Origin of the sequence: Bradyrhizobium sp. AZCC 2176 (assembly GCF_036924645.1) — a bacterium.
Taxonomy (GTDB): Bacteria; Pseudomonadota; Alphaproteobacteria; order Rhizobiales; family Xanthobacteraceae; genus Bradyrhizobium.
The window spans coordinates 3,058,554-3,072,267 of the sequence record NZ_JAZHRX010000001.1; the positions used below are offsets into that span (position 1 = coordinate 3,058,554).

Below are 13,714 nucleotides of genomic sequence, written 5' to 3' on the forward strand. Positions count from 1 at the left end.
GCAAGAGGGCATCTTGGCTATTGTTCCGGTATTTGGCGGTAAACAGTGAGGCCTGTGCCGGTTTAATCGGTGGCGATATTGGGGCTTATATGGTTACCAATCCCCTTCGAACAATCATCCAAAGGTTGGACAGAACCTGAACTTGCGGTTGTCGTCAGGGCGGCTGCAATCAACGGGAGGGGGTCGTAGCCGATTCCGATGGGGATTCGCGGTAATAAAATACCGTTTATGCGGATAGAGAGTGCTTCTGGCGGCGGCAGCCGCTCCGCATCGCTGGCCGCGAGATCGGCCACAAGGCCGACGATGGCCTCGCTTGCGAAGTCGCAGCGACGGATGCCGAGGCCCCGGATCTCGATCAGGCCGGCCAGTTCCGGCACCGGGCGGACCCACAATTCTCCGGCGACTGTGTCGAGATGGACACGGTCATCGCCGACCAAAACGGCCGGCGGAAGCTGTCCGGCGCGTCCGGCGAGAATCAGGTCAAAGGCCAGCCGCGACTTTCCGGCGCCTGACGGCCCACGGATCAGCACCGCGCGATCACCCACCAGCACGGCGGAGGCGTGCACGCTGGCAACCGGCGTCATGGCGCAGGCAGCCGGACCACGAAGCGCGCGCCGGCCACCGTTGCCCTGCCGTCGGCATCGGCCGGCCCATGGCGATTTTCCGCCCAGATCCGTCCGGTATGCGCTTCGATGATCTGCTTGGAGATCGACAGGCCAAGGCCCGAGTTCTGGCCAAAGCCCTGATGCGGCCGGTCGGTGTAGAACCGCTCGAAGATGCGTTCCAGTGCATCCTCGCCGATGCCCGGCCCGTCATCATCGACGACGATTTCGATTTCCGAGCGCACGCGGCGGCAGGTGACGCGCACCTTGCCACCGGGCGTGGAGAACGATTGCGCGTTGGACAACAGGTTGGAGATCACCTGCCCGAGCCGGGAATCGTGACCCGGCACCGAGAACGTATCGGTGGCGCCGCGACCCTCGAAGCGCGCCTCGACTGCGACGTCGTGGCCGAGCCGGGTTTCGTTGGCGACCGAGGTCAGCGTCGTCAGCAGCCGGCGCAGATCGACCGGCGCCATGTCCTGGCGCTGCAATTCGGCGTCGAGGCGGCTGGCGTCGGAAATATCCGAGATCAGCCGGTCGAGCCGCTTGACGTCGTGCTCGATCACCTCGAGCAGCCGCGCGCGGCTGGTATCGTTGCGCGCCAGCGGCAGCGTTTCTACCGCCGACCGCAGCGAGGTCAGCGGGTTCTTCAATTCATGGGCGACGTCGGCGGCGAACATCTCGATCGCCTCGATGCGGCTATAGAGCGCATTCGTCATGTCGCGCAGCGCGCCGGACAGATGGCCGATCTCGTCGCGGCGGCGGGTGAAATCGGGAATCTCGACGCGGGTCTGAATGCGCCGGCGGACGCGCTCGGCGCCGTCGGCCAGCCGCCGCACCGGACCCGCGATGGTGCTCGCGAGCAAGAGCGACAGCACGATCATGACCGCGGAGGCGACGCCGCCGACCTTGAGGATCGCCAGCCGCTCAGCGGTCACCATCTGGTCGATGTCGTCGCCCTGCGTCGACAGCATCAGCGCGCCATGCACGGCGCGGAACCGCTGCACGGGGACTGCGACCGAGACGATCACCTCGCCGCGGTCGTTGACCCGCACCATGCTGCTTTTCACGCCATCGAGCGCCTGGACGATTTCCTGGTAGCCCTTGCCGTTTTCCGGACCCAGCTCGCGATAGAGCGGCAGGTCGCCGCGATTGAGCCAAGTGCGGATCGAGATCGTGGCGCGCTCGACGAAGCCCGGCTTCTCCGTCGAGGGCGGCGGCAGTTCGAAGCGCAAGACGTCGCCGCGGCCGTAGAGACTCCGGCTGTCGAGGATCATGCCGCCGTCGCCGCCATAGATGCGCGCGCGGGTCTTGGTCGGCGAGATCAGCCGCCGCAGCACCGGTGCGACGCGCTCCGGATTGATCGGAAAATCCAGCCCGGAGGCTTCGTCCGGCGCGCCGTAGCTTTCGCCGGGCTTCAGATCGAGCAGACGGTCCGGGTCAATGGTGATGGTGTTGGTTTCGACAGTGGCGGAGGCGGCGATCGCGCCGGCGATGATTTCGGCCTGCACCAGAAGGCTCTGCGCGCGCGCGTCGATCAGGCCGGCGCGGAACTGCGACAGATAGAGAATACTCGCCACCAGCGCGACGAGCCCCGCCAGATTGAGCGAGACGATCCGGCGCGTGAGGCTGGAGAAGGAGAGCGCGAAGAAAAATTGCCCGGCCCGGCGCAACCAGCCGAGCGGCCGCCGCCAGCCCTTCTCGCCCGGGTTAACGTCGGCAACGCGATCCCGCTCGAGGAGCTCCAAAGCATCCTCGTGGTTCAGGCTTGGATCGGGCTGCGTTCGATCTAGCAATGGCCGAGCTGCCGGTTGTGATGCGCCGCTTTGTAATTCTACGCTACGCCGAACGGGCGGATGTGTCAGTCGGCACTTCCGCCCGGAGAACGCAGATCAGGCTTCCTTAAAGCGATAGCCGACGCCGTACAGCGTCTCGATCATCTCGAAATCGTCGTCGACCACCTTGAACTTCTTGCGCAGCCGCTTGATGTGGCTGTCGATGGTGCGGTCGTCGACATAGACCTGATCGTCATAGGCCGCGTCCATCAGCGCATTGCGGCTTTTCACCACACCGGGCCGCGTCGCCAGCGCCTGCAGGATCAGGAATTCCGTCACCGTCAGCGTCACCGGCTCGTTCTTCCAGGTGCAGGTGTGACGTTCCGGATCCATCCGCAGGAGGCCGCGGTCGAGGGCGCGCGCATCCGGCTCCTTCGGCACGGCGGTCGGATCCTTGGGCTGGCCGCGGCGGAGCACGGCCTTGACGCGCTCGACCAGCAGGCGCTGCGAGAACGGCTTGCGGATGAAGTCGTCCGCGCCCATTTTCAGGCCGAACAATTCGTCAATCTCTTCATCCTTGGAGGTCAAGAAGATCACCGGCAGGTCGGACTTCTGCCGCAGCCGGCGTAGCGTTTCCATGCCGTCCATGCGCGGCATCTTGATGTCGAGGATCGCGAGGTCCGGCGGCGAAGTGCGGAAGCCGTCGAGCGCCGAGGCACCATCCGTGTAGGTCATGATGCGATAGCCTTCGGCTTCGAGTGCGATCGACACGGAAGTGAGAATGTTGCGGTCATCATCGACCAGGGCGATTGTGGGCATGAGCCTGCTTTCGAATAAGAGAGTGGCTTAAACGGCGGGCAATCCAGCCAGACGCCGCATAAATGGGCTTTGTACACGGTCAACGAGCAATGCAAGCTGGGCTGAAGTGTGACCGAGTTCCGCAAAACGTTCCTGCGCGGATGCGCTGTCCCCCGTATAGCACCCTGTCTGGTGGAGAAAACCCCCTTTTTGCAATAAGATGACCGGGACGGAACCATGCAGCCGACCGCAGATTTTGATGCTTCCAAACTTGCCCGTTCGCTGCTCCGGCGTAGCCGACAGGGCGCGCTTGCCACCCTTATGCCTGAAAGCGGCGACCCCTTTTGCTCTTTGGTTAACGTCGCCAGCCACGCCGACGCATCGCCGATCCTACTGATTTCGAGGCTCGCGCTGCATACGAAAAATATTCTCGGCGACAGCCGCGTATCGCTGATGCTGGATGAGCGTGCCACCGGCGATCCACTGGAGGGCGCACGAATCATGCTGGCGGGCCGGGCCGAGGAGGCCACAGGGGAGACTGCGAAAATCCTGCGCCGGCGCTACCTCAACGCCCATCCATCTGCAGAAGCGTTCGTGGATTTCAAGGATTTCTCGTTCTTTCGGATCGCCCCGTCGGGCCTGCATCTGGTCGCCGGTTTTGGCCGCATCATCGACCTCAAGCCTGAGAGGTTTCTGACCGAGATCGGCGATGCCGCCGATCTGCTGGAAGCCGAACAGGGCGCTGTCGAGCATATGAACGAGGATCACCGCGCGGCAATGAATCTCTACGCGACCAAGCTGCTGGGTGCCGACACCGCCGATTGGCGCTGCACCGGCTGCGATCCCGACGGCATGGACATGCAGGCCGACACCGCGACGCTGCGGCTCGATTTCCCGGAACGCGTCACCAGCGCCGTGGCATTGCGCAAGATGCTGGTGCGGTTGGCGGGCGATGCACGGGCCAAGGGCTAACAAGGGTTACCGCCGAGGTTGGCGCAGAAGAGCGATGTCGACGCCAGCGTCAAAGTTAAAGACCTTGGCCGCGCTGGAGAATATGCGGAAGGTGCGCTGCGCCGGCGCAGGCAGTGCTGACCGATGTAGCGCAGGCAATCGTCCCACCACCAGCACCGCCGCACGCAGCCTTGCGACTGGTGCCTGCATCGATTTGCCAGCCGTGCTGAGCATTCCAAAACAACCGTCGGAGTTCGATGACAGCCTGCTCGCCGCAAGCGAAGGCCATGCTAGCGCATCTCAACGAGGCCTCCTCGCCCCCGCAATGTTTATCCCCACCCTGGGGAGCGTTTGCATTGATCGGAAAAGGCGCCGCCCGTTGAATTATTCTGAGAATTATTTTGATTGTGCGTCGCAGCAATTCTGTCCGAGCCGGCAGCGACGGATGGTCGCGCAACCACGACGTCAAACCGACGAAAAGCGCTGCAGCAAGCGATTGATACAGATCAACCGCCCTCGCTTGAATAAACCAAATCGAGCGGATCGGCTTGGCAAGCACGGCGTTCATCAGTATTAGGTCGCCGGACCGAGGCCGGAAGGCTATAATCAGGGGTCACCGCGACAGAGCGCGTCAAGCGACATGCGCGCGATTCGAGTAACGCGGGTTCGAGGAGGATTTCTTCGTGCAAGAGACGGGTCTACGCAACGGTGCCTTCGGCGCCGACAAATTCGGCTTAAAAAATCTCAAGACGGTGCATTGGAATCTCGGTGCGCCGCAACTGTATCAGTACTCGCTCTCCGCGGGTGAAGCTGTGCTGTCGGCCGATGGCGCATTGTGCGCGGATACTGGTGAGTTTACCGGGCGCAGCCCCAAGGACAAGTTCACGGTTCGCGATGCGACCACCGACAAGAACATGTGGTGGGCCGGCAACCAGTCGATCACGTCGGACCAGTTCGCCGCGCTCTATGCCGACTTCCTCAAGCACGCTGAAGGCATGACATTGTTCGCGCAGGACCTTTACGGCGGTGCGGATCCGAGCTTCCAGATCAAGACCCGCGTCTTCACCGAACTCGCCTGGCACTCGCTGTTCATCCGCACGCTGCTGATCCGTCCCGAAGCCTCAGTGCTGCGCGATTTCGTGCCCGAACTCACCATTATCGACCTGCCGAGCTTCCGCGCCGATCCCAAACGCCACGGCGTGCGGTCGGAGAACGTCGTCGCGATCGATTTCGCCCGCAAGATCGTCCTGATCGGCGGGTCTTATTATGCAGGCGAGATGAAGAAGTCGGTCTTCACCACGCTGAACTATTACCTGCCCGCCAAGGGCGTGCTGCCGATGCACTGCTCGGCCAATGTCGGGCCCAAGGGCGACGCTGCGATCTTCTTCGGCCTGTCCGGCACCGGCAAGACCACGCTCTCGGCCGATCCGAACCGCACGCTGATCGGCGACGATGAGCATGGCTGGGGCAATGACGGCGTCTTCAACTTCGAGGGTGGCTGCTACGCCAAGTGCATCAAGCTGTCGAAGGAAGCCGAGCCGCAGATCTACGCTGCGAGCAAGCGCTTCGGCGCGGTGCTTGAGAATTGCGTGCTCGACAAAGACACCCGCGAGGTCGATTTCGACGATGGCTCCAAGACCGAGAACACGCGTTCGGCCTATCCGCTCGACTTCATCCCGAACGCATCGCGCACCGGCCGTGCCGGCCAGCCGAAGAACGTCGTGATGCTGGCAGCCGACGCCTTCGGCGTCTTGCCGCCGATTGCAAAGCTGTCGCCGGCGCAGGCGATGTATCACTTCCTGTCCGGCTATACTGCCAAGGTCGCCGGCACCGAGCGCGGCCTCGGCAATGAGCCGCAGCCGGAATTCTCCACTTGCTTCGGCTCGCCATTCCTGCCGCTCGACCCTTCGGTCTACGGCAACATGCTGCGTGAACTGATCGCCAAGCACAATGTCGATTGCTGGCTGGTCAACACCGGCTGGACCGGCGGCAAGTACGGCACCGGCAGCCGGATGCCGATCAAGGTGACGCGCGCACTCCTCACCGCCGCGCTCGACGGCAGCCTGCGCAACGTCCAATTCCGCACCGACAAGTATTTCGGCTTCGCGGTGCCGACGGCGCTGCCGGGCGTGCCGAGCGAGATCCTCGATCCCGTCAACACCTGGAAGGACAAGGCCGAGTTCGACAAGACCGCCCGTAGCCTGGTCGGCATGTTCCAGAAGAACTTTGCCAAGTTCGAAGCCCAGGTCGACGCCGAAGTCCGCGCCGCCGCGCCGGATCTGAAGCTCGCGGCGGAGTAGCGGCAAACAACAGCGAATACGTTGAAAAGGGTGGCTCCATGAGCCGCCCTTTTTTGTGGATGCGCAGTCAGCCGTTACCCGGCAACACCGCGTTGCTCGGCGTGCGGCGATCGGTGATCTGCAGTCCGAACAGGCTGCCGATCAACTCGACCGCGGCGCGCGCGGTGCGGCCGCGTTCGTCGAGAAACGGGTTGAGCTCGACGATATCGACCGAGCGCACCAGATCGGAATCGTGCAGCAACTCCATGATCAGATGCGCCTCGCGATAGGTCGCACCGCCCGGCACCGTGGTGCCGACGCCGGGCGCGACGGCGGGATCAAGAAAGTCGACATCGAAGCTGACATGCAGCACGCCATTCCGCGCCCGCACGCGCTCGATGATCTTTCGAATCAATACGCCGACGCCGAACTCGTCAATGATGCGCATGTCGGCGATCGCGACGCGGCGCTCGAACACCAGCTTCTTCTCCAGCGGATCGATCGAGCGGATGCCGAACAGGTCGAGCTGATCGGGGCCGATCGAGGCGCGTGGCTCGCCGCCGAGCAGTCCGTCGAGGCCGGGTTCGCCGCACAGGAAGGCCGCCGACATACCGTGCATGTTGCCGGTCTCCGTCGTCTGCGGCGTGTTGTAGTCGGCATGGGCGTCGACCCACAGAACGAACAGCGGCCGGCCCTGCTCCTGCCAGTAGCGCGCGACGCCGTTCACCGATCCCATCGACAGCGAATGATCGCCGCCCATGAAGATCGGAACGGCGCCGGAACTCGCCAGCGAATAGGAACGCTCGCTGAGGGCGCGGATCCAGCCCTTGATCGTGTCGTAATATTTGGCGTTCGCCGGCGGCGGGCCCTCGTCGGGAGCAACGCCAGGTTTGACCATGTTGCCGTGGTCCTCGACGGCAAAGCCGAGCCGATCGAGGATGCGGCCGATGCCCGCGGTGCGCAGCGCGTCCGGTCCCATCAAGGTGCCGAGCTGCGAGGCTCCGATCTCGATGGGGACGCCGAGCAGGGCGATGCGGGGAGCGTTGGCGTCGGACATCGGCCGGAGCCTCCGAAGAATAGTGGGGTGGGCAAAGCGTAGCGTGCCCACCGAACAGGATACCGTCGGATAGATGGTGGGCACGACGCTCCGCGCCTTTGCCCACCCTACACTGTCACGCCTTGAAATAGGCGATCTGCGTCGTCGTCGCTAGCAGCCGTCCCGACGGCGACCACAATTCGCCGTTCTGATCGCCATAGCTCCTGTGGAAGATCTTGGCATCAGCTACCGCCAACACCCGCGTGATGTCCTCGGCTGCGAGCTCGTCCGAGGAGGTATGAAAGTAGGTCGTTAGCGAGACCGTGCCGAACGGGATCAGTTCCCGCCGCGCCAGAAACACCCGGCCGAAGAAGGCGTCCGACATCGACATCAGCGACAGCATGTCGATCTTGCGCGGCGCGTGATCGCCGATCCACTGCTTGGAATATGCATCGAGCGGCGGCGACGCCGGGGAGCCGTAGAAACCCGGCTCGCCCTCGACGAAGCGGAAATCATACTGGTGCGTCCACGTCATCGGCGTGTCCGGAAACGCGCGCGCCTGCTCGAATGGCGCAGCACCGGGAAAAGCCGCCTGCTGGTGCGACCAGGATGGGCGGCGCTCGGCGAACACGGCGGTTGCCAGCGTCGCGACCTCGCCGCCGCCCTGCGCCATCTCCACGCACCAATGCTGGCTCGATCGATTGGCCTTGACCAGCCGAACGTCGAGATCGAAGGCGCCCTCGGCGATCGGCGCGCAGAAATTCACGGTCAGTGACAGCGGATCGCCCGCGCGCTGCGGATGGTCGGTCAGCGCACGCAGGATGGTCGCGGCCGTGCAGCCGCCGAACGGGCCGACAAATGCCCAGTAGTCCGGGCTGGTCTTGCCCTGCCAGCAGCTATCGCCAGCGGTGACCTGGGTGGCGTCGTCGAAAAGATGCGGGGCTTTTGTGAGCATGGGACCTTCCGTCATTGCGAGCGCAAGCGAAGCAATCCAGCGGCGACAAAGCAAGTGTGGATTGCTTCGTCGCTTGCGCTCCTCGCAATGACGCCGTCGCTATCACGGCCATTTCGCCGAGTTCAATGACGCCGGAGGTAATGCGCGCTCCGTCAAGCCCAGCCATGACCACTGTTGGCGTCTTATCGCGTCGCCTCGCGCTGGGTGCCCGCTTCCGGCACCGGCGCGGCCGCGCGCACCGGCACGTGCCAGATCTCTTCGGCATATTCCCGGATAGTGCGGTCGGAGGAGAACCACGGCATCCGCGCCACGTTGAGGATCGAGGCGCGGGTCCAGGCCGGTACCACCTGCCAGCGGGCGTCGATGCCGCGCTGGGCCGCGTAGTAGGAATCGAAATCGGCCGAGACCATGTAGTGGTCGAGATAGCGCAGCGCGTGGCCCATGGCGGCAAAGCGGGCGGGATCGTCGGGCGAGAACGCGCCGCTCTCGATCGCGGTAATCGCCCGTGCCAGCCGCGGCGACCGGCTGATCACGTCAGTCGCATCCAGGCCCTGCTTGCGGCGGACCATGACGTCGCCGGCCTCCATGCCGAAGATCGCGATGTTCTCGGCGCCGACATGGTCGCGGATTTCGATATTGGCGCCGTCAAGCGTGCCGATGGTCAAAGCGCCGTTGAGCGCCAGCTTCATGTTGCCGGTGCCGGAGGCTTCCATGCCGGCGGTCGAGATCTGCTCGGAAAGATCGGCGGCCGGAATGATCACCTCGGCGAGGCTGACATTGTAGTCGGCGAGGAATACGACTTTCAGTCTTCCGGCGATATCGGGGTCGTTGTTGACGATCTCGGCGACGTCGTTGATCAGCTTGATGATCAGCTTGGCGTAGCGATAGCTCGCCGCCGCCTTGCCGGCAAAGATCTTGACCCGCGGCACCCAGTCGCGCTGCGGCTCGTCCTTGATCGCCTGATACAGCGCGACGGTCTCCACGACGTTGAGCAGTTGCCGCTTGTATTCGTGGATGCGCTTGATCTGGATATCGAACAGCGCCGACGGATCGATCTTGATGCTGAGCCGCTCGTTGATCAGGCGCGCCAGCGTCAGCTTGTTGTGATGCTTGACCTCGCGAAAACGCTGCTGGAACGCGTTGTCGCTGGCGCGGGCCTCAAGGCGCTCGAACAGGGAGAAGTCGTCGAGCACGGCCTCGCCGCAGACCTCGCGCAGCAGGCCGGTCAGCTTCGGGTTGGCGAGCATCAGCCAGCGGCGGAAGGTGATGCCGTTGGTCTTGTTGGTGATGCGGCCGGGATAGAGATGGTTGAGATCGTGGAACACGGTCTCCTTCATCAGGTCGGAGTGCATCGCCGAGACGCCGTTGATGCGGTGCGAGCCGACGAAAGCGAGTTGTCCCATCCGCACCCGCCGGCCGCTCTTCTCGTCGATCAGCGACACCGAGGCGCGGAAATCGATATCGCCGGGACAACGCTGATCGGCCATCGCCAGATGCGCGGTGTTGATGCGGTAGATGATTTCGAGATGCCGCGGCAGCAGCCGCTCGAACAGTTCGACCGGCCAGGTCTCCAGCGCTTCCGGCAGCAGCGTATGGTTGGTGTAGGACAGCGTCGCCACCGTGATCTTCCACGCCTCGTCCCAGCGGAAATTGTGCAGGTCGACCAGAATGCGCATCAGCTCGGTGACGGCGAGGCTCGGATGGGTGTCGTTGAGCTGCACCGCGACCTTGGAGGGGAGGTTGCGCAACTGCCCGTCGGAGGCGAGGTGGCGCTTGACCAGGTCCTGCAGCGAGGCCGAGACGAAGAAATATTCCTGCCGCAATCGGAGTTCACGCCCCGCGGAGCTCTCGTCATTCGGATAGAGGAATTTGCAGATCGATTCTGCGCGCGCCTCCTCGGCGACCGCGCCGAGGTAATCGCCGGTGTTGAAGACGTCGAGCCGCAGCGGGTCGGGCGAGCGCGCCGACCATAGCCGCAGCGCGTTGACGTGCTGGCCGCGCCAGCCGACGATCGGCGTGTCGTAGGCGACGGCCTGTACGGTTTCCGCCGGACGCCACGTCGCGCGGTCGCGCCCGCGGTCGTCGACATGGTCGACAAAGCCGCCGAAATGGATGTGGTAGACCACTTCAGCCCGCTGGAATTCCCAGGGGTTGCCGAAACTCAGCCATTCGTCCGGGTATTCCTGCTGCCAGCCTTGCGCGATGATCTGGCGGAACAGGCCGAAATCATAGCGGATGCCGTAGCCGATGGCGGGAATGGCCAGCGTCGCCATGCTCTCCATGAAGCACGCCGCGAGCCGCCCCAAGCCGCCATTGCCGAGCGCCGCATCCGGCTCGCATTTGCGCAGGTCGTCGAGCCCGACGCCGAGATCGCCGAGCGCCGCCTCGAACACCGGCAGCAGTCCCATATTGTTCAGCGCGTCGGTGAACAGGCGGCCAATCAGGAATTCGAGCGAGAGGTAATAGACCCGCTTGCTGCCGGCGTCATAACTCTCCTTTTCGGCCGTCAGCCAGCGGTGCACGATGCGGTCGCGCAGCGCCAGCGCCGCGGCCTTGTACCAGTCGCGCCGTGTCGCCATGCCGGCGTCCTTGCCGATCGCAAGCCGGAGCTTGGCGAGGATTGCGCCCTTGATTTCGGTCAGCGCCAGCTCGTCGATCGGCTGATCCAGCGTCGGATAGTTTGCCGGATAGTTTCCTGGGATTTGTTCCTGCAATACGTCGATTCCTGCGGTTGAGACTCACGACGAAGATACGCGCCTTGTCCGGTAATCGAAACGCCGGAGAATGCCGGAGTATGTTGTGCACTGCGCTGACTTGATTTTATGCAAGGACCGGGCCGATTTCGCGGCACCGGCGACCGGCTTTTTGTGATATAATTGGGCGCGAAAGCCGAGGCATCGCTGGGGTTTAGTAACCGAATGCCAGTGCGCGCGACGAAAACGCGTGCCGCCAGAACGGGAGGCTTGCCATGAGATTGACGATCGAGATCGCTGCCGCCGCGTTGTTTGTGATCTGCATCAGTGCGACCAGCGCAGCTTTTGCCGCCGGCAAGGCCGGCAAGAGCGCCGATGGCCTGAGCTGTTCCTTCAGCGTCGCGCAAGGCGCTTCGCCCGCGGCGCGCTGCGCTGCGATCAAGCGGCAGTGCGGCGGAAAGTTCTACGCCAATTACTGCGGCGACAAGCTGCTGTCGGCGATGTGAGGGATCGAGGTCCTGACGGTTCATGCCGTGGTGCCGTCCCAGCCTTCGCCGTCCTCGGCAAACCCGAAGTAGCAGAGATAAAGTTTTTTGCAGCAGCTTGAAGTGCAGGGCGGACGATTTTTCGTCGAGAGGAAATATTTGTCGCGCCATCAGAACAAATTAAGAACAATTTAGCAAGTGTTTGATATATCATTGTGATTCGGCGCACCGCCGATACAACATTTATGGTCTATCCGAGTTTGCGAGGACTACATGTCCACCATCGCCTTCGATCAGTTCGCTCTCACCCGCATCGCCGATTTCGCGCGCTCGCTGTCGCGCCTGCACCAGGCCTCGCACCGCCAGCTCGTCGACGACGACGCGATCGACCGCGAGTTCAATGCGGTCTGCATGTCGGTGTGGGGCTACACCACCGACGATTTCAGCGACGAGCTGTTTTCGGTCGAGGACCACGCCTTTCTTGACGCGCTGGATGAAGCGCAGGCGCGAATCTTCGCCGCCCAGGCGGGCTACGACCTCGTCGACGACCAGGGCATGCTGACCGACTGGTGGGGCTATTGCTGGATGATCCTGGCCGAGAAGCGCGGCCTGCTGACGCCGGAAAACCGTGCCGCGGCGCGTGCGGCGATCGAGGAAAAATATCTGTCGGCGCCGAACGTGATCGGCGTCATCGTCGGACGGTGAATTTCACAGGGCTGGGTCATGAAACAGACGTCGCTTGCGCGTCTTGCCGAATTTCTGGTCGAAGCCAAACGCCGGACCTATGCCGGTCTTGATGACGACGCGACGGTTGCGGCGCCGCTTCTTCCCGGCGCAAAGCAACTTGAATATCGCGCCGGCGATCTGAGCTACCGCGACATCTATTTCGGAATGAGCTTCTTCGTCGGACAGGAAACGGTGCAGGCGGGCCAACACGTGATCTGGTCGATGAGCTATGCGGGCGGCGTCTCGTCCGAAGTCACCGATCGCGAAGAAGTTCGCGCGATCTACGCCTTGCTGCGCCAGGCGCTATTGGCTGTTCGAGACGACCGCCCGTTTCGCGGCCCTTCGCAATTCGATGATGGTAGTTTTCGTTACCTCAACGCATCGCAAGGAGAACTCGCCGAATTCTACGGTGAGGAACGGATCACGCGCGCCGGCATGGAGGTATACAACTTGCGTTATCAAGGTGGCACCGTCCGGTAGCGGCATAGCCGGGCTACAAGACCGCCTAATTCACTTCGGCCCGCTTTGCCGGCTTCGGCGCTACCGTCTTCGGTATGGAGGCGGTCGGCAGTTCGACGTCGCGTTTGACCTCGGGAAGCGGCGTGCTGGCCGCGACCATCTCGGCACTGACCGGCGCCACCTTCATTTCGCCGAGCCGGGCGCGGACATCCGCCGTGAGGCCGGGATAGGCGGCGACGGGGGTGAATTCCGCCGTCTGATCGGCCCCTATGCGAACGCCGGTATAAGCCACCAGGCCGTCGGTGGTGGCGACGACATCGCCGGAGCGCAGCGAGGTATCGAGCGTGAGATCGACCGGCGCCAGCCCGGACGGGCTCCTGCCGTTGCAGGTGCAGTCGGCGCGCAGCGCCTTGCGATAGGCATAGGCGTTTTCGCTGTCGGCATAACGCTCGCCATTACCAGCGGCAGCGCTGTCGATGTGGCTGCCGTAAAACACCTTGGTGACGCTCGCCGGGCAGAACGCCTGGCAGGTCTGAACTGGCGTGGCATTGCCGCGCATGGTCAGCGGAAAATATTTGCCGTCGCAGCTTCGCACGCAGAAGGCAGGTCCGGAGCTCGCGACGCGCGGCGCGGGCGCGGGATGGGCCGGTTGATTGGTGCCGAACGGATCGGCGAAGAAGTTCGCTTGCGCGGGGGCTTGCCGCGCCTGTTTCTGGATGCCGCCGAACAGGAAATCGAACAGACCCTCGGCGGAGACGCTGCCGGGCGCGAGTACAAGCGAGCCCGCAAGCATGACGGCGGTCACAAGTGTCGCGCGGCGCCGCACGCGCGAAAAAGCCAACTCTGTACGCAACGCCAACTCCACCCAACGCAACAAACGCGCTGAAGCGCTATCAGCTTCAGTTCGGGTAACCTTAACGGCGGATGGTAAATGAGCTTTTACCAGAGGCGGGAA

13 protein-coding genes are annotated in these 13,714 nt (G+C 63.4%); 5 read left to right on the forward strand and 8 right to left on the reverse strand.

The annotated features are described in order from the left end of the window. Nucleotides 1-62: 62 nt before the first annotated feature. From V1288_RS14145 to V1288_RS14155, 3 genes are all read right to left on the reverse strand, one after another. Entirely contained in the window at nucleotides 63-584 is a 522-nt protein-coding gene (locus V1288_RS14145) for an HPr kinase/phosphorylase (RefSeq protein ID WP_334357613.1), read from the reverse strand. Further along, nucleotides 581-2,398, reverse strand: a complete 1,818-nt coding sequence (locus V1288_RS14150) for a sensor histidine kinase (RefSeq protein WP_334357614.1) — start codon at nucleotides 2,396-2,398, stop codon at nucleotides 581-583. The genes V1288_RS14145 and V1288_RS14150 overlap by 4 nt, the downstream gene beginning before the upstream one ends. Before the next feature lie 96 nt (nucleotides 2,399-2,494). Then, entirely contained in the window at nucleotides 2,495-3,196 is a 702-nt protein-coding gene (locus tag V1288_RS14155; RefSeq protein ID WP_027541437.1) for a response regulator transcription factor, read from the reverse strand. A gap of 216 nt (nucleotides 3,197-3,412) precedes the next feature. On the opposite strand from V1288_RS14155, the gene V1288_RS14160 reads away from it, so the two are divergent. Beyond that, nucleotides 3,413-4,147: a HugZ family pyridoxamine 5'-phosphate oxidase gene (locus V1288_RS14160; protein ID WP_334357615.1), complete on the forward strand. Its 735-nt coding sequence runs from the start codon at nucleotides 3,413-3,415 to the stop codon at nucleotides 4,145-4,147. A gap of 55 nt (nucleotides 4,148-4,202) precedes the next feature. On the opposite strand, the gene V1288_RS14165 is transcribed toward V1288_RS14160, so the two are convergent. Then, nucleotides 4,203-4,694: a hypothetical protein gene (locus V1288_RS14165; RefSeq protein ID WP_334357616.1), complete on the reverse strand. Its 492-nt coding sequence runs from the start codon at nucleotides 4,692-4,694 to the stop codon at nucleotides 4,203-4,205. A 115-nt stretch (nucleotides 4,695-4,809) separates the two neighbouring features. Between V1288_RS14165 and V1288_RS14170 the strand changes: the two genes are divergently transcribed. Then, a complete protein-coding gene (locus V1288_RS14170) occupies nucleotides 4,810-6,426 on the forward strand; it encodes a phosphoenolpyruvate carboxykinase (protein WP_334357617.1) in 1,617 nt (538 codons plus the stop codon). A 67-nt stretch (nucleotides 6,427-6,493) separates the two neighbouring features. Here the strand turns inward: V1288_RS14170 and rocF are convergent, their stop codons facing one another. The 3 genes from rocF to V1288_RS14185 form a co-directional block, all read right to left on the reverse strand. After that, nucleotides 6,494-7,462, reverse strand: a complete 969-nt coding sequence (gene rocF / locus V1288_RS14175) for an arginase (protein WP_334357618.1) — start codon at nucleotides 7,460-7,462, stop codon at nucleotides 6,494-6,496. Between the two features lie 115 nt (nucleotides 7,463-7,577). After that, complete coding sequence (locus V1288_RS14180; RefSeq protein ID WP_334357619.1) at nucleotides 7,578-8,396, reverse strand: acyl-CoA thioesterase; 819 nt, start codon at nucleotides 8,394-8,396, stop codon at nucleotides 7,578-7,580. 182 nt (nucleotides 8,397-8,578) lie between these two features. Continuing rightward, nucleotides 8,579-11,119, reverse strand: coding sequence for a glycogen/starch/alpha-glucan phosphorylase (locus V1288_RS14185; RefSeq protein WP_334361310.1), 2,541 nt, complete (start codon nucleotides 11,117-11,119; stop codon nucleotides 8,579-8,581). A 245-nt stretch (nucleotides 11,120-11,364) separates the two neighbouring features. On the opposite strand from V1288_RS14185, the gene V1288_RS14190 reads away from it, so the two are divergent. The 3 genes from V1288_RS14190 to V1288_RS14200 all read left to right on the forward strand — a co-directional run bounded on the left by V1288_RS14190 (nucleotide 11,365) and on the right by V1288_RS14200 (nucleotide 12,780). Continuing rightward, on the forward strand, nucleotides 11,365-11,595 hold the full coding sequence (locus V1288_RS14190) for a hypothetical protein (RefSeq protein WP_334357620.1): 231 nt from the start codon (nucleotides 11,365-11,367) through the stop codon (nucleotides 11,593-11,595). Between the two features lie 252 nt (nucleotides 11,596-11,847). Continuing rightward, entirely contained in the window at nucleotides 11,848-12,279 is a 432-nt protein-coding gene (locus V1288_RS14195; protein WP_334357621.1) for a hypothetical protein, read from the forward strand. 18 nt (nucleotides 12,280-12,297) lie between these two features. After that, a complete protein-coding gene (locus V1288_RS14200; protein ID WP_334357622.1) occupies nucleotides 12,298-12,780 on the forward strand; it encodes a DUF5680 domain-containing protein in 483 nt (160 codons plus the stop codon). A 25-nt stretch (nucleotides 12,781-12,805) separates the two neighbouring features. On the opposite strand, the gene V1288_RS14205 is transcribed toward V1288_RS14200, so the two are convergent. Beyond that, nucleotides 12,806-13,612, reverse strand: coding sequence for a DUF2865 domain-containing protein (locus V1288_RS14205; protein ID WP_334357623.1), 807 nt, complete (start codon nucleotides 13,610-13,612; stop codon nucleotides 12,806-12,808). Between the last annotated feature and the right edge of the window lie 102 nt (nucleotides 13,613-13,714).